Below are 20,397 nucleotides of genomic sequence, written 5' to 3'. Positions count from 1 at the left end.
ATGTTTAACCAGGTGACGCTTGTCGGCAGATTCACCCGCGATCCCGAATTAACCTATACGAAGGACGGGACCCCGGTATGCAACTTCACCCTTGCTGTTCAGCGGTCCTTTCGCAACCAGGAAGGGGAATACGACGCCGATTTCGTGCCTGTTACCGTATGGCGGCGCCAGGCGGAAACGACGTGCGAATACTGCCACAAAGGCGCTATGGTCGGTGTGAAAGGAAGAATTAATACACGTCTGTACGACAACAAGGACAATAAACGCGTGCAGGTGGTTGAAGTAAACGCTGAAGACGTGCGGTTTTTAAAGCTGCAGTCAGGCGCTTCTGACGCACCGCCGGAAAGCATCGGCTTAAGCACTGAGCCTTTTCCCGCCGGTATGTAGCAGTTCTCCCCTTGCTTTATCCCCCGCGTTACCCCCTCTTTCATAAACAAAGTCCCCCGCACTCCTCTGCAGGGGACTTTTTACATAAAGCGCGATCCGTATCTCCATAGCCAGCACAAAACAACAATCACTGCCGCAGCGGACACTCCGGCCATGTCGAGAGCAACATCCTGCCACATGCCGTGCCTGTCCGGGCTGAAGTGCTGCCGGAACTCGTCAAGCATGGCAAACATCAATACAAACCCGTACGCCCCGGCGAGCTTTCCCCAAAACGGCAGGCGGTACGGGTAAACTGCGAGCAGAGCCGCCAGAAATATAGCGGTGAACATAAACACGTGGCTTGCCTTGCGGATGAAAAATTCCACATAGCCTTCCACGCCGGAGGCAGCTACACTCACCGGCTCTCCTCCATAGGAAAAGGACGGTACGGATACATACGGCTGCAGCCGCTCAAACGGGATGTGCTCGAGCCACGGACGAATGTCCTGCTGCTGATATGGCATGGAAGTTGAAATGAGAATAGTTAGTACAGCACCTGCAAGCGGCAGTGCAAACAGCCATTTATGCGCGGACAGACTTTCTGCACGTATATCCAAGGTGCTTACCTTCTTTCTTCTTTATTTTCAGTATAAAAAACCTTATGGCGCTTTTCCAGCTTTTAACCCCATACTGTCCATGTAATACTGATGGTAATAACCATAACAATCAGACTCACCGGCGCACCGATTTTCATGAAATCCGTGAACCGGTAGCCGCCCTGCGTATACACAAACAGATTCGTCTGGTAGCCAATCGGCGTAATAAAGCTCGCGGACGCTGCAATTGCGACAATTACCGCAGCTGCCAGCGGAGAAACAGACAAAATATCCGCTGTTTCCAGTGCCACCGGCAGCATCACGATGGCCGCCGCATTGTTGGTCACCACTTCGGTAAACACATTTGTCAGAACATAGAGGGCTGTAAAAACTCCGAGCACCCCAAACGGCATAAACCAGTCAATCATCCGTTCTGCGAGAAGCGGAGCCGCCCCCGTACTCATCATCGCTTCTCCGAGTCCAAAGGCAGCAGCAATGACGATCAGCACTTCATATGGAAGATACCGGTGGGCATCCATCAGCGAAAGCGATCCTGTCAGGAGCAGTCCGGCGACGGCGATCAGCGCTGCATAGAAAATAGGAATGATCTGCAGGGCAGCGAGCCCCACCATCAGCATCATCATGACGAGCGGCAGCCAGCTCTTCCACCTCGGCCCCTTCAAAAAAGGATTCACGCTGTTTTTCAGTACGTGAAAGTCATTGTGGGCGCTCGTTTTTTGTTCAAATTCCGGCCCAGCCAGCAGGAGTAGTGTGTCCCCCGGCTTTACCACCATTTCTTTCATTTCGGACGAATAGCTCTCATCATAACGATGAATGCCGATAATCGCAGCATCAAATCGCTGGTCAAAGAAAATGTCCTTTAGCTTTGTAAATAGAATGTTGGAGTAGTGGGTTACCATTACTTCCATCAGCTTGCGATCATTCGGCTCTTCAGCTGTTTTTTTCTCACTCGTTTCCGTTCTAATATCAAGTCCATCCGTATTTTCGAGCACCGCTATCTGCGCCAGGTCTCCGTATACCATCAGACAGTCACCCGATTCAAGAATGTGGTGTTCGCCGGCCTCCCTGCTTTCCGCTTCCCCTTTTGGCAGTAAAGCCAGCAGCTGCAGAGACGGATCATTAATAAAACCCGCCCGTTTCAGCGTATCTCCGAGATGCTTATAATCAGGTGTGATTTCTAGCTTGAGCATGTATTTCCGGCGGCCCTCCTTCTGGTAAAACAGCGGCGGCTTCCGGTCCGGCAGAATCTTTATGCCAATCGTTAAAATAAAGATGGTCACAGCAATTGTTGCAGGTATGCCGATTAAAGCGAGCTGAAAAAAATGAAACCCCGTGTATCCCCGCTCCAGCAGGAGCCCGTGCACGACAAGGTTGGTGGACGTTCCTATCAGTGTAATCGTGCCCCCGATGATCGTGGCGTAGGACAAGGGAAGCAGGAATTTGGACGGCGCCAGATCATATTTTTCGCACCACCGTTTCACAAGCGGCGAAAACGTCGCTACAATCGGCGTATTGTTCAGAAAACCGCTCATAAGCGCCGAGGGCACGAGCATTTTCATTAGCGATCCTCTAGGGGTACGGCCTTTACTCAGTACTCCTTCAACGAACCGGTCCACGATGCCGGTCTGCTGGACAGCACCTGCAACAATACAAAGAAGGCCCACGGTCAGCATGCCCTGGTTGGCAAACCCCTTCAGCCCCTGTTGTGGTGTAATAATCCCTGTGATAAGCAGCAGTGAAAGAACGAATAAAAAAATAATACCCGGCCGCGCTATTTCTTTCATCAGAGCACCAATCATCGCCAATACGATAATCAGCACCCATACAATCTCCCAGGACACGCCGTCACCTCCCTTTTTTATAATTCATAGTATTTTAATATGTTTAATCAATTTTAGACTCACAACCTATTATACTTATCGCCAGGTAATTGTAAAGGAACACTATATGTTTTACACTAGAGAAAGAGAGGTTTCTTACTAGGCGCTGGCTTTCTTCAATGGAGAGACAGTTTTTCGGCGCGTAATCATAAATCTCTTGAAATACTTTGAAAAGAGGTGAACCAAAATGGCATTCGTCATTACATCGCCATGTATAGAAGAAAAAGCAGGGGAATGCGTGGATGTTTGTCCTGTAGACTGTATTGAAGAAGGAAAAGAGCAATTTTATATTGATCCAGACGTCTGTATCGACTGTGGTGCCTGTGTAGTTGTCTGTCCAGTAGAAGCTATCATCGAGGATACTGAACTGACACCGGAAACAGAACCGTATCTGGAAAAAGCAAAACAATATTTCGGTACAGAATAAATCGAATCCCGCTTTCCATCAGCGGGATTTTTATATTTTTACAATTAAGCAGATTAAATCGGGGGAAAACGGGTATACCATTACTACCCCACCCCATACCTCGATTATTGGACCATCTGAAGCCAGTTATATCTGCTGGCCCGGTTCATAATTGTGCCACTTCCTGATGCCCGCAGGCAGATGCCTGCGGGCATTTGGTATGTATAAAAACAAAAATAAAACCGAAGCTCCTGAGAGCTCCGGCTTATCATTATACTTATTCTTCCGCTTCAAGGTCTTCGATGGATTCAATGTCCATGTATTCCGGAACGACCAGGCCGGTAATAGCGCCTTCAAGGTTCGCACCAAGGTCTTCATAGTCATCGCCGTATTCTTCCATCTGGCTTGCGTGCGTGTTCGGGAACCAGCCGGCAACCATGCCGTCTGCTTCGCCGTCAGCAACAGCCGCAAACATTGGTCCAGCTTCAAGCTGTGTTAATGTTACGTCGTAGCCAAGATCGGTAAGCACTTCCCCGACTACGTTAGTGGAAGCAATTTCAGAGTCCCAGGCCACGTAGACGAGTTCAATCGCTTCGCCGTCGACCTCTTCCACGCCGTCGGTCCATTCAGATACCATGTCTTCGTTTTCATCGACCCATGTAGCAGCAGCTTCAGCCGGCTCGGTGCCATCCTGAATCTCTACCATGATTTCTTCCATGTTTTCTGCTTCCCACTGGAACTGATCAAGGAACTGATATGCTCCCGGCATATCCTCTTCAAGTCCCTGGCGTACAACAGTATGAATATCATCACCGTCACCGAAGGAGCCTTCCGGGTCTTCCAAATACTTCAGATCATATTCCGCAAATTTCCAGTGCGGAGTCCAGCCGGTAACAATAATCGGCTCTTCATTTTCAATCGCGTCGCCGAGTGCGCTCGTCATCGCCGCACCGGAGCTCGACTGCAGATTCCAGTTGCTAAGGCCGTAATCTTCGATAGCCTGTTCACTTTGAGACATAATACCAGCACCGGCATCAATACCGGTAATCGTGTAGTCTACTTCTTCACCAAAACCGCCGCCGGAAGAGGATTCTTCACTCGATCCGGAATCGTCAGAGCCGCCGGATTCCTCTGAATCCCCGCCTCCTCCGCCACCGCAGGCGGTCATCACTGCTGCCATTGAAATCCCGGCTGCGCCTAAACCAGCTTTTTTCCATAATTTCTCCATGTGAATTACTCCCCTTTTGTTCTTAATTGTATGGATACTCCCTGTTCCAGGAGGTATACCTATTTTCGTTTACTTGCTCCAATGCCCTGCGTCAGCCGGTCCAGAATGATCGCTACAATCACGATCGCAAGGCCGGCTTCAAAGCCGCCGCCGACATCGTTCCGGCCGACCGCAAAGTACACCGCCGTCCCAAGGCCGTCTGCCCCGATCATCGAAGCAATAACAACCATCGAAAGCGCCAGCATGATCGTCTGGTTAATCCCGGCCATGATCGTTGTTTTCGCCATCGGCAGCTGTACCTTAAACAGCTTCTGGTTTCCTGTCGATCCGAAGGCCTCCGACGCTTCGATAATTTCGGTCGGCACCTGCCGGATCCCGAGATTCGTAAAGCGGATCGTCGGCGGCATCGCAAAGATGACCGAGGCGACGACGCCCGGCACCATCCCGATGCCGAAAAAGGCAACTGCCGGGATCAGGTACACAAAGGCGGGCATCGTCTGCATAAAGTCGAGCACCGGCTTGATCGTGCCCTCGACTGCAGAACTCCTGGACATCCAGATGCCGACCGGAACCCCGATGACAATGGAAATTACTCCGGCGGTCAGCACAATCGCAAGCGTCAGCACCATGTCCTCCCAGTAGCCCAGGTTCCAGATGAGCAGCAGCCCAAGCAGGACAAACACGGTAAGCCCGATTTTTCTGCCGGCAAACCAGAACGTTAATCCAACAATAATAATCAGCAGCAGCCACGGCGGAAAGATGCCAAAAAACCATTCAAATCCACTGATAATATAGCCTATAAAATCGGTGAGCGGCCCAAAAATAAATTCGGCCTGGGTCAGCCAGTCGACAAACGCATCAATCCAGGCAGCAAGCGGCAGCGGTGTAATGTTACTCAACGGCTGACACCTCCTTACCTGAAAGCAGTGCCATGACAGCGCCTCTTACAACTATGCCTACAATCTTATTATCTTCATCAACGACGGCTACTGGTGTGTTTTTGTATGTAAGCAGCTCGATCATTTCCTTGACTACTGTATCCCTTTGTACCGTAGGCACATCTTCATGCAGAATGCTTCGCATATCTTCCGATCCCTGCTCCACCAGACGCGATACTTCATCGGCATGGACAATACCGAGCAGCGTCCGGTCTTTATTCGTTACATACAGGCTCGAAATACCTTCCTTTTTCATGCGCTGAAGCGCGGCTCTCGGCCCGTCCTTATCGATCGTGAGCGTCTCGGGCCGTTTCATGACGGATTCGGCGGTAAATACCTTGGAGCGGTCCACGTCTTCCACGAACTGGGCGACGTAATCATCCGCCGGATGCTGGAGAATTTCCTCCGGTGTACCAATCTGAACCACTCGTCCATCTTTCATAATCGAAATGCGGTCCCCGAGCCGAAGCGCTTCGTCCAAATCATGAGTGATAAACACAATTGTCTTTTTCATCCGGTCCTGAAGCTCCAGCAGCTCATCCTGCATTTCCTTCCGGATCAGGGGATCAAGCGCCGAGAAGGCTTCATCCATCAGCAGAATATCCGTGTCTGCGGCGAGTGCCCGTGCCAGGCCGACCCGCTGCTGCATCCCGCCGGACAGCTCGTCCGGATACATGTTGCCGTAGCCGCCAAGCCCGACCAGCTGCAGAGCTTCGTCTGCTTTTTTCTTTTTTTCCTGCTCCTCGAGTCCCTGAATTTCCAGGCCGTATGCCACATTGTCGAGAATTGTCCGGAACGGAAATAGTCCGAATTGTTGGAAAACCATGCTCATTTTTTCCCTGCGCACCGCTCTCAGCCCTTTGTCGTCCATACGGGCCAAATCGTCACCGTCCACCCAGACGCTTCCTTCAGTCGGATCAATTAACCGGTTCAGAAGTCTCACAAGTGTAGATTTTCCACTCCCGGAAAGTCCCATGATCACAAATATTTCTCCGGCCTCCACCGAAAAGTTGGTCCGGTTCACGCCAACCGTGCAGCCGGTTTCTTCCAGGATTTCGTCTTTCGATTTCCCCTGTTCCAGCAGTTTAATTGCACGATTCGGGCGTTTGCCGAAGACCTTGGTTAAGTTTTCCACTTCTATCTTCGCCAACGTTTCACACCCCGTTTACTTTGTCTCTGTCTAAATTTATTATCACTCTTTTACTATATATTATTAGGCTAAAAGTTACAAAACTTTTATCATGCCATTTAGGGCCGTTTGAGTCGTAAAGTATATACTGTACATACATTATATACTTATATCTATCATTATCTGCTGATTAAAGGACTTAACGACCGAATATTCAATTTTTTTATTTCACAGTCATTTGCTAAACTTTAATCATACATGCAAAAAGGGGGGCCCGTATGGAAAAGAAGCAGCATATTCAGAACAAGCTGGATGAAGCAAAAAAACAGTTCATTTCCACGATTGCCCAGAACATGGGCCTATACGGTGTTTCCGATACAAACGGACGCCTGTACGGCACCATGTTATTTACCGAACGTCCAATGACACTCGATGATATGAGCGAGGCACTGGGCATGAGTAAAATGAGTATGAGCACCGGTATACGGGCCCTCATGGACGCAGGTATGGTCGAACGGGTATGGGAAAAAGGGGTACGCAAGGATTTGTACCAATCCAACGACGACTGGTATCAATCATTCACCTCTGTTTTTGTCAACCGCTGGCGGGAGGCCTCGGATAATAACCAAAATGCAGCCCGCCGTGCCAAAGAGGAATTTGAATCCTGTTTAGAGGAAGCGGAGGATCCCCTCCTTATCGAAGAGCTTCAGCACGATCTTGCAAAAATCAATTACGCCCTGAGCTATTATGAATGGCTTGATGAAGTAATACGCATTTTTGAAAGTGGTGAAATTTTTGCGATGATTCCCCCAAAGTAATTCACGCTTTTAAATTTCCAGCAACGGCAGCCGGTGCTCAAGCCGGATCTGCTCCCTTACTCTGACTGCTGCCTTTTCCCCCATGGCATCTTTTTGCCAGAGGAGGGCGTACTGATACAGGTCGTGCCATTCCAGAATATTCGCAAACTGCTGCAGTGAAGAAAGTGGTATGCTCCTTACACTGTCATAGCCGGCGAGCAGTTCATTAAAAACCATCCGGGCAAAGGGCTGATAGTCCTGTTCACCGGAAAAGGAAAGCAGAATGTCCCGCAGCAGCGCAGCAAGATCATATAAGCTTACATGAACTCCCGGCATCGCTCCCGGGGACAAACCCTCTCCCCCTGCATTTTGCTCCCTATTTATTTCTCTGAAAACAAAACCTGTGTCCTCCAACTGAAGGGCTGCACGTTCGACCACGGGAAACAGCCCATCGATGCTTCGGCGGATCATCATCTGGCCTTTTGGAAGCAGCAGTTCCATCTGCTGGTATTCTGTCTTTAAAGTTTGCTCCGCCATCCAAACGCTGTCTTTATCGTTTAGCGGCAGTTTCTCGTGCCAGCTGCGGTGCTTTTCTGCCAGACAGGCGCCAAGCTCCCGGTAATTTGCCTCTTCCTTACCAGCGTGGCCACGGCTATCCGGCTTCTTCTGATACATATAGGCCCAGCCTGCCTCCCCGGCATCTGCCAGTTTTTTTCCCTCTCTTGTCTTTTTGATGCTGATATCGTTGTCAGCTTCAAGCCACCGGACCGTATCTTTTTCCGGAAGCGCAAGGTCACCGGTCACAAGCTCCCACACTAATCCTTCTTTATCACTTACACTCCAGCATCTGGTTCCTTGCTGTCCGGGCGAGGCTGCTTCTATACCGTATACCTGTTGAATCCAACGACGGGTCAATTCTGTGTTCATTGGTCTTCCCCATTTCATTTACTGTAGATTTTTTCGTTTTTCTTTTACACTGGACTAGCATAGAAAAGCATTCTGTTTAGCTGGAGGAACGCAGATGAATATCAGTATTCTTGATCAATCACCGATTGCAGAAGGCGAGACCCCCGAAAAAGCCTTCGAACACACCCGCGAGCTCGTTCAAATGGCGGAGAATTGGGGATTTCACCGCTTTTGGGTAGCCGAGCACCACAGCACCAGCGGTTTGGCCGGCTCTTCGCCGGAAATTCTGATGTCACATCTCGCAAGCGTCACCACAAGCATCCGCATTGGCTCGGGAGGCGTCCTGCTCCCACAGTACAGTCCGTACAAAGTAGCCGAAAACTTTAAAGTGCTTGAAGCTTTATTTCCGGGCCGGATCGACCTTGGCATCGGAAGATCTCCCGGCGGGGGTAATACGATCCGGGAAGCTCTGACGGATGGAAATAAAAAGAGCATGTCCGCCTTTCCCCGCCTTCTTCAGGAGGTCCAGGGGTTTATTGACCGCTCTCTTCCCGGTGACCACCCCTATGCGTCGATCAAAGCCTCTCCGATGAGCAGCTCCCTGCCGGAAACCTGGGTACTCGGTTTGTCCGAACGCGGCGCCCGGGATGCCGGCAAACAAAGCGCCGGCTTCATGTTCGGCCAGTTTATCAGCCCGGATCAGGGCGTCGAGGCGGTCCGTAAATACCATGCCTCCTTTGTACCAAGCGACCGGCAGCCCCGGCCGGTCGCCGCCGCCTGTGTATTTATCGTCTGTGCGGCTACCGATGAAGAGGCTGACCGCCTGGCGCTGAGCCAGGACCAGTGGCTTTTAAATGTCGAAAAGGGCACAAATACAAAAGTCCCTGCTCCGGCAAGCGTAAATCCTGCTGCCTGGACGCAGGAAGAACAGGAAAAAGTGCGGGAGAACCGGCGCCGGGCTGTTATCGGTTCCCCGGCCACCGTGCAGAAACAGCTGCGTGAACTGCGGGATAAGCTCGGGCTCGATGAACTGATGGGTATTACCAACATTTATGATTTTGAAGCAAAAAAGAAATCCTTCCAATACGCCGCCGATATTGCCGCCAACCTTTAAACGAAAAAATCCGCACGCTCATTTTCCGAGCGTGCGGATTTTTTGTTTTCCTAGTAAGAATCTGCTGCCGGTACTCCCTGGCTGCTTTCCTGGAATTCTTTTTCGCTGGAGCGGAAGGAGAGCCACGAAAGCATCAGACCTAACAGCGTAATGACAGCGCCGGCCATCCCGATCATCGGCAGGCTGAGACCGAGACTGATGACCACACCGCCAACCCAGGCGCCAAAGGCGTTCGCCAGGTTAAAGGCAGAGACCGCGGACGCGCTTGCGATCGAAGGCGCCCCTTCTGCTGCCCGGATAACCGTTGTCTGCAGAATCGGTACTGTACCAAAGGCTCCCATCCCCAGCAGAAGCACCGATACCGGGGCTAGCCATGGGATGGTACTCGTTAAGGTGAGCGTCGACAGAATCACGGTCAGTGAAGCCATCACGACCATCAGTGGCTTCAACAGGGATTCTGCATTCAAACGCCCCGAAAGCATGTTACCCAGAACGCCTCCGACCCCGAATAAAAATAGGGAAAGCGTTATACCTGCCGGACCAAAGCCTGTTATATCCTGAAGCAGGGGCTCAATATACGTGTAGGCGGTAAAAACACCTGAATAGCCGAATACTGTAATAGCGAGTGCAAACAACACCTGTTTTCTTTTGAATACGCCAAGCTCTTTTCTCATGGACGTTGGTTCTTCAGCATTCATATTCGGCACGAAAAAGATAATTCCAAGCAGGCTGATCACGCCGAGTCCGACAATACCGGCAAACACTATGCGCCAGTCAAATAAATCTCCGATATATGCACCGAACGGTACGCCGATCATTAAGGAAATCGTCAGGCCGCCGTTAATGGCAGCCACCGCGCCGGACTTTTTCGACGGAGGGACAACTTCGCTTGCCATAACCATCGCAATGGCAAAGAACGGACCGTGCATCAATGCAGAAAAGACGCGTGCCCACAGCAGCACCGTGTAATTTGGCGCCAGGGCGCTGGCAACGCTGGATCCGATAAACAAAAGCATTAACCCAATTAATACATACTTCCTTGGAAACTTCACCAGAAGAGATATAGCAATTGGCGAGAGCACGGCGACGCCGAGCGCGTACATGCTGACAATCAGACCCGCGGCAGAAATCGTGATGCCAAAGGAGTCAGAGACATTCGACAAAATCCCCATGGCGACGTATTCAGTAGTTCCGATAGCGAACGTAGAAATCATAAACATGGCAATCATCACCATTGGGCGGAACGTTTGGCCATTGCGTACGATCATTGTTATCCCTCCTTGATACATTAGTTAATTAATTTTTCACTCTGTTTTATCTCACAACGATTTCTTATTCTATAGGCTGGGCTTTTATACGTCTAGACTGTAAAACGCTTACGACACAAAATCGTCACATTTTTTCTGTTGATTTTTTTATTTTTATCATGTAAGGGTTATCATTTCCTTTTTATCAATATTTTTATTTATTTTATGTATCCATCGTTATGATGCTTTTTATACAATTCGCTGTTATCAGGGGTTTGCGCGGAATTTCGCAGGGGTAAACCTTTTTTCGTGCGTACTATTCAAAACGTTTCGATAAACTCATACAGCAGGAAAGAAGGGACATCATGTTTTCACTTTTTACATTCATACTTATTACTATTGCCATTGCCGGCTACGCCGCCTACCGGACGAAAAACATTAATATGCAGAGTCAGGAGGGATATTTTCTCGGCGGCCGCAGTCTGATGGCACTTACCATTGGCTCATCCACCCTGCTTGCCAATCTCTCCACCGAGCAGCTCGTTGGACTTAGCGGGCAGACGTACACCGGCTCGATGGCTTCGATGGCCTGGGAGGTTACTACACCAGTGGCGCTCATTTTTATGGCATTTATGTTTTTACCTAAATACTTACGGGCGGGCGTAACTACCGTTACCGAGTTTCTTGAAAAGCGCTATGATCAGCGGACAAGGCAGATCGTTTCATTACTTATGCTGCTCGGGTTTGCCTCCTCGTTTCTGCCGACCGTGCTGTATTCCGGCTCCCTCGTGCTTGATCAAATATTTGATATTTCGGATGTGCTTGGCACGAGCCAGTTTTTCACCGTCTTAATCGTTTCTGCCGGCATCGGACTTGTCGGCATGCTTTATATTGTATTCGGCGGCCTGAAGGCTATCGCTTCCGCTGATTCACTGTACGGCGTCGGACTAATTGCCGGTGGTATTCTTATTCTCGTATTCGGACTCATGGCACTCGGCAATGGCAATATGTTTAACGGGGTTGGGACGCTCACCTCGGAGCATACTGACAAATTAAACGCCATCGACGGCAGCAACGACGCCCAGGTGCCGTGGCCTACAATATTTATGGGGCTTTTATTTAACAATCTTTTTTACTTTTGTATTAATCAGGCCATCGTCCAGCGCCCGCTTGCGGCACGTAATTTAAAAGAAGGTCAGAAGGGTGTCATGATTACTGCCCTATTTAAATTGTTCGGTGCCTTTTACCTCGTACTTCCTGGCGTCATCGCCTATCATCTGTACGGCAGCAGCCTCGCGAATGGAGACGCCGCCTATCCGACGCTCGTGACTGACCTGCTGCCGCCGGTACTGACCGGTGTGTTCGCAGCTATTTTGTTCGGCGCTGTCCTGAGTTCATTTAACGGAGGCATCAACAGCGTTATTACGCTGTTTACGCTTGATTTATATAAACCGTTGTTTCACCCGGATGCCGATGAAGCAGCCCTCGTTCGTTCCGGGCAGCGGTTTGCCATGATCGTCGCTATTGTCTCCATCTTTATTTCTCCCTTTATTTTGTTTGCACCGTCAGGGTTATACAATTACCTGCAGGAAATGTTTGGTTTCTTTAATATTCCGGTGCTTGCCATTATGGTCGTCGGCTTTTATACAAAAAATGTATCACCGTTTGCTGCAAAGGTGGCTGTACCGGTACACATCATTTTGTACGGCGCAAGCAAAATCTTTATCGGAGAGCTCAACTTCCTTTATGTATTGAGTGTGCTGTTTCCGCTCAGCGTCATTGTGATGCTCGTTGCAGGGAAACTCAAGCCGATGGATAAGCCTTTCGAATTCAAAAACGAAGCACCGGTGGACATGGTGCCGTGGAAATATGCCAAGCCGGCAGCGGCCGGCCTGATTATCGGCATCGGCATTCTTTATGTAATCTTCTCTCCTCTAGGAGTCGCTTCCTAACCTCAAAAAAAGTGCACCGCGGCCGGAGTGGCTGCGGTGCACTTTCGTTTACTCCCATTTTTCAAGGACAATTTTACCAATCGTTTTACCCGACTCCACCCGTCGATGTGCTTCTTTCATCTGGCCGGCATTCAGCGGGGTCAGCGTTTTGGTGAGCGTCGGCTTGATTGTTCCCTGATCAAAAAGATCAGCCAGTTCACCCAGAATTACGTGCTGCCGGATCATATCCTCCGTCTGGTACATCGGCCGCGTAAACATAAACTCCCACATGAAGGCGGCACTTTTTGCCTGCAGGTCGGTCAGCGGAAGCGGCTCCTCTGTTTCCACAATGGAACAAATGGTTCCCTGCGGACGAATGCACTCTGCCATCCCTGACCAGTGCTGGGCCGTATCGGTGAAGCAGAGAATATAGTCGACGCCGTCATATCCTGCCTCCTGGAGCTGTTTGAACAGAGGCTGGTGATGGTTAATCACTTTGTCTGCCCCCATCTGTTCGCACCAGGACGTTGTTTCTTCACGTGAAGCAGTAGCGACTACATTAAGACCGGCCCATTTGGCGAGCTGAATCGCAATGGAGCCGACGCCGCCCGCGCCGTTTAACACGAGTACAGACGCTCCGCGGTCCCGTTCCGGTACAATTCCGATCCGGTCGAACAGCGCTTCGTACGCAGTAATAGCAGTTAAAGGCATGGCGGCACTTTCGGCCACCGAAAGCTGCGCAGGCCGTCTTCCCACTATCCGCTCATCTACCAGGTGATACTCCTGGTTCGAGCCGGACCGCTGATTACTTCCGGCGTAATACACTTCATCGCCGGGCTGAAACAGCGACGCCTCTTCGCCCACCGATTCTACGACACCGGCTGCGTCAAAGCCGAGAATCTGCGGCTCTCCTTCTTCCGCTCCTTCATTTCCTCCGCGGATTTTTGTATCCACCGGATTTACGGAAACCGCCTGGACACGCACAAGCAGATCCCGGCCCTTCGGTTCTGATTTTGCCACGTCAAACATTTCAAAGCTTGCTTGTTCTTCAATGGGAAGGTGTTTTTTAAAACCTATTGCTTTCATTAATGGACCCTTCTTTCCTCACTTGGTTAAAGCCATTCTGATTTCTCATACCCGCCCCCTTCCATCCGGCAAACAAATCCGCAGCTATTTATACCTGTTCGAAACTCTGCAGAAAATGATTTATAATGATGAAACTATTCTTAATGAAAGAAGGCGGCGTATGCAGGACCAAACCCACACGTTTACTAAAAGGGAAGAATTCGCTAACGCAGTCACGCACGGCATCGGTGCTCTGCTGAGCGCTGCTGCGCTTATTATTATGATCGTTTTCGCTTCCATGAACGCTTCAGCCCTCCATGTGGTAAGCGTTTCTATTTTCGGCACATCCATGCTTATCTCCTACATATGCTCCACCCTGCTTCACAGCTTTCCGCCGGGCAGACTCAAGGATTTGTTTGAAGTGTTTGACCACTCTGCCATCTACCTGTTTATCGCAGGCACGTACACACCTTTTTTGTTTCACGCAATCGACGGTACCTTAAGCTGGGTCTTATTCAGCATCGTTTGGGGCATTGCCGCCATCGGGATTATTTTTAAAGCCTTCTTCACCAAACGGTTCCGTATTCTGTCGACCGTTTTTTACATCGGCATGGGGTGGATCATTATTATCGCCTGGCCGGCGCTTGTGAGCGCTCTGCCCTACGGCGGCCTCGTGCTGCTCGTTATTGGAGGCGTATTGTACACCGCCGGCACTATTTTTTACATGTGGCGAAGCTTTCCCTACCATCACGCCGTCTGGCACTTTTTTGTTCTCGCCGGCTCTGCCGCCCATTTCTCTGCCGTGTTTTTCTACGTTATCCCTTTATAGCAGACGAAAGCCCGTGCTTTTCAGGGAGCACGGCTTTTTTTACATTGCCCGTTAACAAAGACCTCGGTTTGTGATAAGAATAAAAGTAAATATATACAAAGGATGTTTTTGCTTGCCGACACGTGCGCACACCTATATCAATTACGCTCTCGCTGTTCTGGCTGTCTATGCTGTGCTGCTGACGACCAGGCTGTTTTTTACCTCCAGCGAGCTTCTTACCTATATCACCCATCCGCTCGTTTTAATCATCCCGGTTGGCCTCACGGTCGCAGGCTTGCGGTATTTCATCGTTTATACCGAAGAGAAAAATAAAAAACGCTTCCTCTATTCTTTGATTGCCGGAAGCATCGCCCTGTTTCTTTTGTTTTTACTGTTTTTATATATTATTTCAAGGCTTGTTTCCCTCTGAAGCAATTTACTTCTATTCAAAATTTTGATAAGCTTCAAGATATTTACCAATGGTTTTTAAAGGAGAGAGAGTATGGCACAATCAGCACACTGGCGGACAAAAGCTCCCTACCGGGCAGACCAGGTAGGAAGCCTTTTGCGTACTGCCGCGATTAAAGAAGCACGTGAAAGCTATGCGAATGAATCCATTTCTGCGGATGAACTGCGGCGTGTAGAGGATAAGGAAATCGAACGCATCGTTCAGAAGCAAAAAGAAACGGGGCTTCAGGCTGTCACAGACGGAGAGTTCCGCCGCGCCTGGTGGCATTTTGACTTTCTTGAGGATTTAATTGGTGTGGAGGCCTACGATAAAGACTCCGGCATCCAGTTTGAAGGTGTACAGACAAAGGCCCGCGGCATCAAGGTGACCGGAAAAATTGACTTTAGCGATAAGCACCCAATGCTAGAGGATTTCCGCTACCTTCATCAGATCACCGGCAGCACCGAGGCAAAGTTTACGATACCAAGCCCGAACATGCTGCACCTTCGAAGCGAGATTGAGACCGACCTTTACAGCGGTCCCGGAGACATGATCGACGACCTGGCGAAGGCTTATCAAAAAGCGATTCAGGCGTTTTATGACGCCGGGTGCCGCTACCTGCAGCTCGACGACACATCCTGGGCGTATCTGTGCTCCGAGGAACAGGTCGAGCGTATGAATCAGGAGGGCATCGATCATCGTTCCCTGGTGGAACGCCATGCGCGGGCGGTCAATGAAGCCGTCGCCTACAAGCCGGAGGATATGACAATTACGATGCACATCTGCCGCGGTAACTTCCGCTCTACATGGATCTCCTCTGGCGGCTACGAGCCCGTAGCTGATATTTTGTTTGGCAGTGTCAATGTAGACGGCTTTTTCCTTGAGTATGACAGCGACCGGGCCGGCGATTTCAAACCGCTCCGCTTCATCAACCGCGAGGATGTGCAGGTCGTGCTCGGCCTAATCACCTCTAAAAGCGGAGAGCTTGAAAATGCGGAGGATGTAAAATCAAGAATCATGGAAGCATCCGAGTACGTACCGCTTGAGCAGCTCTGCCTGAGTCCGCAGTGCGGGTTCGCTTCGACTGAGGAAGGCAATGTTCTGACCGAGGACGAACAGTGGAAAAAGCTCGAGCACGTTGTAGCCATCGCAAAAGATGTGTGGCAGGGCTAATACAGAATAAAAAAGCAGGACCGAAAATTTTCGGTCCTGCTTTTTATCGTATTTAGTTGCTTAACACAGGAGCTTCCCTGGAGAAGTCACTCGTTTCAAGCTGTTCGTACAGAAAATCCACCAGCGTCTGGCGGTAGAGCGTATTTTTCAGGTCATGCCGGCCGGGATAGCCTGCGGTCGGCGCATTTTCGCCGGAAGGCTTATCGGAAAGCACCGGCACCCGAACGAGCGTCCAGTCCAGATTTGACTGGCGGATAATATCAGCGGCGTTCGCATTTTCATTGGAGCCTTTAAACTTCGCCACTTTCCAGCCGGTGGTGAGCAGACTGAACCGCTTGGACGTGCCGTCCTGCGGGGTTTTCACATCCGAGCTCGTGACTGCCACAAGACGGCTGATGCCCCGTTCCTGCATCGCGTTTACAATGTGGGACATGCCTGTACTGAGCGGTGTACCCTTCGCCGCTTCCTTGCGGCCGAGGAGGCTGACTACCGCATCTGCGCCCTTCAGGGAGTCATAGACGTTCTGATAATTCGTAATTTTCCCTTCATGAACAGTCAAATTTTCATTATCAATCAATAATTTTTCCGGGTCGCGGGCGTATACGACTACTTCACTGCCTTCTTTTAATGCTTTACGGACAAAACGTTTTCCAGTATTGCCGGTCGCCCCAAACACAACTATTTTCATTTCAGTTCCCTCCTGTTTGTTCACACTGCTCCTTCCATTGTACCGGAGATGGAGGGCAAACCCAACCACAGTCGGAAAAACACAAATAAAAGGAGAGCGATTGAGGCCCCGGTTGCTCAATCGCTCTCCTTTATATCCATCGATGTGTCAATCTGCTGCCAAAAGCATCTGTTCGCTTTCTTCTGTAAGCTCCGTGTAAACGACGAGCCGTTCATCATGCGTACCGTGCTCCTGTTCGAACGTGCCGGCGCAGGTGATCAGATTCAGATTCCGGCTGTCACTGCTTCCGAAAATTTCCTCAATCGGAGCTTCCTCCCGCGGATAGCTCACTACCTGCTGAACTTCAAATACAAGCTCCTCCCCGTCTTCAGTTGTCACCTGGATCTGTTCCCCTGCCTGTACGTTTTCGAGCTCGTAAAATACAGAGGGTCCGTCAATACTATCTACGTGGCCTGCCATCACGGCATTGCCTTTCTCTCCAGGCTCCGGACCCGGCTCGAACCAGGCTACTCCGTTTTCGCTCGAGGGTACGCCCATCTGCCCGTTGTCCAAAACTCCTATCGGCTCTAAAGGAGCCGAGACATCGATGGATGGCACAGATAACTCCTCAGGGTCAGAGAGCGATATATCCTCTTTTTCTGCAGAAGCAGCCATGTCCTCCACCCCGTTCACGCTTTCTTTTTCTGCCGGAGCGTTGGTATCTGCTTCTGAAGCTTTTTCCTGCCCCGCCGGTTCCCCCGAAAGCACTTCCGTTTCCGGCGGCGAGGAAAATACAGGAAGGAGGGCGTAGACACCGAAGCCAATTGCGATAGAAATCACAGCAGCTGTAAGCCCCGTTACTATCCATTGCTTCATACCGCCCGCCCCCTTTACCTGCATGATGCTTTTTTGCAAGAACTACTCAGTTTACGCACGAAGTTTTTGATTGGATCACTTTTATTTAAAAAAATTTAAGAAAAATAAAAAAGCCTTCTTTTGAAGACTTTTTTACATTAAATAATCCCAGGCGTTTTTAGCGATTAAAGCGATGGTTACGATGATAAACAGCATCTTCACGTAGGCCGAGCCTTTTTTTATGGCGACATTTGCACCGACGTATGCGCCGGCAATCATCGCAGCCCCCATCGGCAGACCGTACGCATAATGAATCGAATCAAACCAGATAAACGCGAGCAGCCCGCCAATGTTGCTTGCAAAATTCAGCACCTTGGCGTTTCCAGCAGCTTCGACAAAGTTGAAGCCAAGAAAAATAAAGGCAAACAGCAAAAACGATCCCGTCCCCGGGCCGAGAAAGCCATCATAAAATCCGAGGACCACAGCGACAAGCGCACCAACGATCCACACCTTCCGGGTGATGCTCTGAAACGTGGACAGGCTGCCCAGATTTTTGTTCACAAGCGTATAGATCGTCACCACGACAAGCAGAATTAAAATGATCGGCTCCAGAATATCCGGCGGAATCCGCTGCACGACGATTACGCCGAGGACCGATCCTGCAAACGCCAGGGGGAAAAGCGTAAACACGAGACGCTTGTTAATCTGGCCGTGCCGGAGAAACGAGATCATACTCGTCCCCGAGCCCATCGTCCCTGCGAGCTTATTCGTTCCTAGTGCCGTCTGCGGCGACATACCCGTAAAAAGAAGCGCCGGCATGGCAATCAGCCCGCCTCCGCCAACTACCGCATCCACAAATGCGGCGAGAAAACCGATCAAAACTAAAAATAACAATACCGATACCGAGAACTCATCCATATGTATGCAGCCCGCTTTCTGTAAAAACCAAAGATGTCCCTGCTATTTTACCGATTTCCGGCAGTCATTTCCACCCGTTTCCATCCGCCGGCCCACGCCCAGCAACCTAAAAAAGCAGCCGGCGCCGGCTGCTTTTTGTTACGTTCGCTGTTCAGATGTTTTTTTCCGCTCGCTTTCCGGCGTTTCCTCCTCTTTTTCTCCGTCCTGCTCTTCGTTTTCGGCATTTTGGCCGCTGTTGGTGATTTCTCCGGCGTCGATACCGTCTTCATGCAGCCATTTGGCAATAAAGATAAAACCGACAACCGCGATAAAGCTCATAGTCCACGATAGCACCTGCCGCAGAATAATCCCTTCGTCGAAGGCTTCCACGCCATAGCTTTGCACGAGCCAGATTTTAACGAACGCTAGAATAAACTCCCGAAGGGCAAAAAACAGCGTGATCGCCTGAAACACCCATAAGTATTTGCGCACGTAAAACTGTTTTTTCAGCTGCTGGCGGTCCCCGCCCTGCAGCTCCATAAAATCAACGGTGAAAAAGAGCCAGATTGGCCGCATAAAAATGACGGTTAAAATAAAAAACGCACCCATCACAAAATCATAGTAAATATTATTCCACAAAAGCTGCAATCCGCCGCCGGCAATAAGATCGAGGACGGTGCCGATAATCAGGGTGGCGATCATATAGATACCGAACGTATTCACCTTTTTCAGCAGTACGAAGCGGTATACTGTATAAATAATCCCCGGTACCGAGGAGATAAGCATCGCTATATAATCACCTGTATAATCCCGCGCCATGTTCCAGATGAATATTGGAAACACGACGTAAAATATAATGTCAAACCACATGATGTGCTTCTGCTGCACACGCCCCACCTCCTTTATATATCCTATCACAAGTATAGAATATTTCGCGCCCGGGTATAGAAAAGTCAGGACGTATGCAGGAGGGGATACAGATGCTGCCAGAAGCCGAAGTGGAAAAAGCGAAAAAAAGAATGGAGGGACATCGGTGTGAAGGCTTTCTTAACGGACCAAACCCGGTCGATCCTGTCGTCATGATGATCGGCGAGGCGCCGGGTGAAACGGAAATTACAGGCGGCGGCCCTTACGACGGACGCGCCGGGAAACAATTTCTCTCCTATTTGGAGGCTCTGCCATTTCCGCTGAAGGACATTTACGTCACCCGCACGATCAAAAGCCGTCCGTACCGTTGGGGTAAAACGCCGTCCGGCCTCCCGCGCAAATATAACCGCACACCAAACCAAAAGGAAATTATGGCCCATGCCCCGCTTCTCGATTGGGAGATCCGCTCGGCTTCGCCGAAGATTCTATGTCCGATGGGACGCACCCCGTACTGGCGGCTGTTCGGACGTTCACCTCGTATGCCGGATACCGCCGGCATACAATTTACATCTCCTGTCTTGCAGGTGAATACTACAGCGGAGGAGTACATGTGGAGCGGCGGGCACTATATAATTTACCCGCTGTATCATCCGGCAGCGAGCCTGTATAACCGGTCACTTGAACCTTTGATCCGACAGCATTTCTATGACCTTGCCCGCCTTTGTGCCAGGTTCACATAGACTCCATCATATTCTGTTTTCTGCTTGTATGTTATAGTGATGAAGCGAAAATAAAGCATTACATATGCATATTATTTTCGCGCATATTCCCGGCTAAGAAGTTCGGAAAATTCAGGTAATTCAGATACTATGGTGATGATCCACTCCCGCATCCGGTAGCTTTTTACGGCATTATAAAGTTCAGCATTGTTGCTACAGAAATAAATCATGTATCCCTTTTTCTTTAAATAATCCAAATCCGTTTCCCGCCCGACGATGACTTCACTTAGCTTTCTATCGCACCAGTACGCGTATCGAAGCTCCATCTTACCCATCTCC

At 50.0% G+C, this 20,397-nt stretch carries 22 protein-coding genes; 9 read left to right on the top strand and 13 right to left on the bottom strand.

Going from position 1 to position 20,397, the window contains the following annotated elements:
• Complete coding sequence (locus tag ACTRXF_RS06375) at positions 1-387, top strand: single-stranded DNA-binding protein (protein ID WP_474261108.1); 387 nt, start codon at positions 1-3, stop codon at positions 385-387.
• A gap of 80 nt (positions 388-467) precedes the next feature.
• Here ACTRXF_RS06375 and ACTRXF_RS06370 read toward each other — a convergent pair whose 3' ends face one another.
• The gene (locus ACTRXF_RS06370) at positions 468-983 is read right to left on the bottom strand and encodes a VanZ family protein (RefSeq protein WP_474261107.1); all 516 of its coding nucleotides are present in this window, start codon (positions 981-983) and stop codon (positions 468-470) included.
• Positions 984-1,045: 62 nt separating this feature from the next.
• Positions 1,046-2,824 carry an SLC13 family permease gene (locus tag ACTRXF_RS06365; protein ID WP_474261106.1) on the bottom strand — a complete coding sequence of 593 codons (1,779 nt, stop codon included), beginning with the start codon at positions 2,822-2,824 and terminating at the stop codon, positions 1,046-1,048.
• Positions 2,825-3,050: 226 nt separating this feature from the next.
• Here ACTRXF_RS06365 and ACTRXF_RS06360 point away from each other — a divergent pair, with 226 nt between their 5' ends.
• Positions 3,051-3,290, top strand: coding sequence for a DUF362 domain-containing protein (locus tag ACTRXF_RS06360; protein WP_022793374.1), 240 nt, complete (start codon positions 3,051-3,053; stop codon positions 3,288-3,290).
• Between the two features lie 256 nt (positions 3,291-3,546).
• Here ACTRXF_RS06360 and ACTRXF_RS06355 read toward each other — a convergent pair whose 3' ends face one another.
• From ACTRXF_RS06355 to ACTRXF_RS06345, 3 genes are read right to left on the bottom strand one after another with little or no spacing between them, the layout of a single operon-like run.
• Positions 3,547-4,497, bottom strand: coding sequence for a glycine betaine ABC transporter substrate-binding protein (locus tag ACTRXF_RS06355; protein WP_474261105.1), 951 nt, complete (start codon positions 4,495-4,497; stop codon positions 3,547-3,549).
• A 59-nt stretch (positions 4,498-4,556) separates the two neighbouring features.
• Positions 4,557-5,396 (bottom strand): ABC transporter permease, encoded by an 840-nt coding sequence (locus tag ACTRXF_RS06350; protein WP_474261104.1) that lies wholly within the window; start codon positions 5,394-5,396, stop codon positions 4,557-4,559.
• The gene (locus ACTRXF_RS06345; RefSeq protein ID WP_474261103.1) at positions 5,389-6,585 is read right to left on the bottom strand and encodes a quaternary amine ABC transporter ATP-binding protein; all 1,197 of its coding nucleotides are present in this window, start codon (positions 6,583-6,585) and stop codon (positions 5,389-5,391) included. The genes ACTRXF_RS06350 and ACTRXF_RS06345 overlap by 8 nt, the downstream gene beginning before the upstream one ends.
• Positions 6,586-6,842: 257 nt before the next feature.
• Between ACTRXF_RS06345 and ACTRXF_RS06340 the strand changes: the two genes are divergently transcribed.
• Entirely contained in the window at positions 6,843-7,382 is a 540-nt protein-coding gene (locus ACTRXF_RS06340) for a GbsR/MarR family transcriptional regulator (RefSeq protein WP_474261102.1), read from the top strand.
• Positions 7,383-7,391: 9 nt separating this feature from the next.
• Here ACTRXF_RS06340 and ACTRXF_RS06335 read toward each other — a convergent pair whose 3' ends face one another.
• The gene (locus ACTRXF_RS06335; RefSeq protein WP_474261101.1) at positions 7,392-8,288 is read right to left on the bottom strand and encodes a hypothetical protein; all 897 of its coding nucleotides are present in this window, start codon (positions 8,286-8,288) and stop codon (positions 7,392-7,394) included.
• A 94-nt stretch (positions 8,289-8,382) separates the two neighbouring features.
• Between ACTRXF_RS06335 and ACTRXF_RS06330 the strand changes: the two genes are divergently transcribed.
• Complete coding sequence (locus ACTRXF_RS06330) at positions 8,383-9,381, top strand: LLM class flavin-dependent oxidoreductase (RefSeq protein ID WP_474261100.1); 999 nt, start codon at positions 8,383-8,385, stop codon at positions 9,379-9,381.
• Between the two features lie 50 nt (positions 9,382-9,431).
• Here the strand turns inward: ACTRXF_RS06330 and ACTRXF_RS06325 are convergent, their stop codons facing one another.
• The gene (locus tag ACTRXF_RS06325) at positions 9,432-10,649 is read right to left on the bottom strand and encodes an MFS transporter (protein WP_474261099.1); all 1,218 of its coding nucleotides are present in this window, start codon (positions 10,647-10,649) and stop codon (positions 9,432-9,434) included.
• Between the two features lie 341 nt (positions 10,650-10,990).
• Between ACTRXF_RS06325 and ACTRXF_RS06320 the strand changes: the two genes are divergently transcribed.
• Positions 10,991-12,580 carry a solute:sodium symporter family transporter gene (locus tag ACTRXF_RS06320; RefSeq protein ID WP_474278384.1) on the top strand — a complete coding sequence of 530 codons (1,590 nt, stop codon included), beginning with the start codon at positions 10,991-10,993 and terminating at the stop codon, positions 12,578-12,580.
• 48 nt (positions 12,581-12,628) lie between these two features.
• Here ACTRXF_RS06320 and ACTRXF_RS06315 read toward each other — a convergent pair whose 3' ends face one another.
• Complete coding sequence (locus ACTRXF_RS06315) at positions 12,629-13,645, bottom strand: zinc-binding alcohol dehydrogenase family protein (protein ID WP_474261098.1); 1,017 nt, start codon at positions 13,643-13,645, stop codon at positions 12,629-12,631.
• Positions 13,646-13,805: 160 nt separating this feature from the next.
• On the opposite strand from ACTRXF_RS06315, the gene trhA reads away from it, so the two are divergent.
• The 3 genes from trhA (at position 13,806) to ACTRXF_RS06300 (ending at position 16,053) form a co-directional block, all read left to right on the top strand.
• On the top strand, positions 13,806-14,453 hold the full coding sequence (trhA, locus tag ACTRXF_RS06310; RefSeq protein ID WP_474261097.1) for a PAQR family membrane homeostasis protein TrhA: 648 nt from the start codon (positions 13,806-13,808) through the stop codon (positions 14,451-14,453).
• 112 nt (positions 14,454-14,565) lie between these two features.
• The gene (locus ACTRXF_RS06305; RefSeq protein ID WP_474261096.1) at positions 14,566-14,862 is read left to right on the top strand and encodes a hypothetical protein; all 297 of its coding nucleotides are present in this window, start codon (positions 14,566-14,568) and stop codon (positions 14,860-14,862) included.
• A 72-nt stretch (positions 14,863-14,934) separates the two neighbouring features.
• Positions 14,935-16,053 carry a 5-methyltetrahydropteroyltriglutamate--homocysteine S-methyltransferase gene (locus ACTRXF_RS06300; protein ID WP_474261095.1) on the top strand — a complete coding sequence of 373 codons (1,119 nt, stop codon included), beginning with the start codon at positions 14,935-14,937 and terminating at the stop codon, positions 16,051-16,053.
• Positions 16,054-16,105: 52 nt separating this feature from the next.
• Here ACTRXF_RS06300 and ACTRXF_RS06295 read toward each other — a convergent pair whose 3' ends face one another.
• The 4 genes from ACTRXF_RS06295 to ACTRXF_RS06280 all read right to left on the bottom strand — a co-directional run bounded on the left by ACTRXF_RS06295 (position 16,106) and on the right by ACTRXF_RS06280 (position 19,360).
• Positions 16,106-16,741, bottom strand: a complete 636-nt coding sequence (locus ACTRXF_RS06295) for an NAD(P)-dependent oxidoreductase (protein ID WP_474261094.1) — start codon at positions 16,739-16,741, stop codon at positions 16,106-16,108.
• A gap of 147 nt (positions 16,742-16,888) precedes the next feature.
• A complete protein-coding gene (locus ACTRXF_RS06290) occupies positions 16,889-17,596 on the bottom strand; it encodes a class F sortase (RefSeq protein ID WP_474261093.1) in 708 nt (235 codons plus the stop codon).
• A 132-nt stretch (positions 17,597-17,728) separates the two neighbouring features.
• Positions 17,729-18,493, bottom strand: a complete 765-nt coding sequence (locus ACTRXF_RS06285) for a TSUP family transporter (RefSeq protein ID WP_474261091.1) — start codon at positions 18,491-18,493, stop codon at positions 17,729-17,731.
• 138 nt (positions 18,494-18,631) lie between these two features.
• The gene (locus ACTRXF_RS06280) at positions 18,632-19,360 is read right to left on the bottom strand and encodes a VC0807 family protein (protein WP_474261090.1); all 729 of its coding nucleotides are present in this window, start codon (positions 19,358-19,360) and stop codon (positions 18,632-18,634) included.
• A 92-nt stretch (positions 19,361-19,452) separates the two neighbouring features.
• Here ACTRXF_RS06280 and ACTRXF_RS06275 point away from each other — a divergent pair, with 92 nt between their 5' ends.
• Complete coding sequence (locus tag ACTRXF_RS06275) at positions 19,453-20,079, top strand: uracil-DNA glycosylase (RefSeq protein ID WP_474261089.1); 627 nt, start codon at positions 19,453-19,455, stop codon at positions 20,077-20,079.
• A gap of 71 nt (positions 20,080-20,150) precedes the next feature.
• Here ACTRXF_RS06275 and ACTRXF_RS06270 read toward each other — a convergent pair whose 3' ends face one another.
• Complete coding sequence (locus ACTRXF_RS06270; protein ID WP_474261088.1) at positions 20,151-20,384, bottom strand: hypothetical protein; 234 nt, start codon at positions 20,382-20,384, stop codon at positions 20,151-20,153.
• Between the last annotated feature and the right edge of the window lie 13 nt (positions 20,385-20,397).

The sequence above is a fragment of the Marinococcus sp. LNHM3E3-2.2 genome, from assembly GCF_056034385.1.
Note: the sequence above shows the minus strand (reverse complement) of the source record. Positions and strands in the feature narration are given on the sequence as shown.

What these genes read in the sequence shown, in the direction of transcription:
- ACTRXF_RS06375 (WP_474261108.1), top strand. Translation starts at nt 1, where the DNA reads ATGTTTAACCAGGTGACGCTTGTCGGCAGATTCACCCGCGATCCCGAA.
- ACTRXF_RS06360 (WP_022793374.1), top strand. Translation starts at nt 3,051, where the DNA reads ATGGCATTCGTCATTACATCGCCATGTATAGAAGAAAAAGCAGGGGAA.
- ACTRXF_RS06355 (WP_474261105.1), bottom strand. Translation starts at nt 4,497, where the DNA reads ATGGAGAAATTATGGAAAAAAGCTGGTTTAGGCGCAGCCGGGATTTCA.
- ACTRXF_RS06340 (WP_474261102.1), top strand. Translation starts at nt 6,843, where the DNA reads ATGGAAAAGAAGCAGCATATTCAGAACAAGCTGGATGAAGCAAAAAAA.
- ACTRXF_RS06335 (WP_474261101.1), bottom strand. Translation starts at nt 8,288, where the DNA reads ATGAACACAGAATTGACCCGTCGTTGGATTCAACAGGTATACGGTATA.
- ACTRXF_RS06330 (WP_474261100.1), top strand. Translation starts at nt 8,383, where the DNA reads ATGAATATCAGTATTCTTGATCAATCACCGATTGCAGAAGGCGAGACC.
- ACTRXF_RS06325 (WP_474261099.1), bottom strand. Translation starts at nt 10,649, where the DNA reads ATGATCGTACGCAATGGCCAAACGTTCCGCCCAATGGTGATGATTGCC.
- ACTRXF_RS06315 (WP_474261098.1), bottom strand. Translation starts at nt 13,645, where the DNA reads ATGAAAGCAATAGGTTTTAAAAAACACCTTCCCATTGAAGAACAAGCA.
- trhA (WP_474261097.1), top strand. Translation starts at nt 13,806, where the DNA reads ATGCAGGACCAAACCCACACGTTTACTAAAAGGGAAGAATTCGCTAAC.
- ACTRXF_RS06300 (WP_474261095.1), top strand. Translation starts at nt 14,935, where the DNA reads ATGGCACAATCAGCACACTGGCGGACAAAAGCTCCCTACCGGGCAGAC.
- ACTRXF_RS06295 (WP_474261094.1), bottom strand. Translation starts at nt 16,741, where the DNA reads ATGAAAATAGTTGTGTTTGGGGCGACCGGCAATACTGGAAAACGTTTT.
- ACTRXF_RS06290 (WP_474261093.1), bottom strand. Translation starts at nt 17,596, where the DNA reads ATGAAGCAATGGATAGTAACGGGGCTTACAGCTGCTGTGATTTCTATC.
- ACTRXF_RS06285 (WP_474261091.1), bottom strand. Translation starts at nt 18,493, where the DNA reads ATGGATGAGTTCTCGGTATCGGTATTGTTATTTTTAGTTTTGATCGGT.
- ACTRXF_RS06275 (WP_474261089.1), top strand. Translation starts at nt 19,453, where the DNA reads ATGCTGCCAGAAGCCGAAGTGGAAAAAGCGAAAAAAAGAATGGAGGGA.
- ACTRXF_RS06270 (WP_474261088.1), bottom strand. Translation starts at nt 20,384, where the DNA reads ATGGAGCTTCGATACGCGTACTGGTGCGATAGAAAGCTAAGTGAAGTC.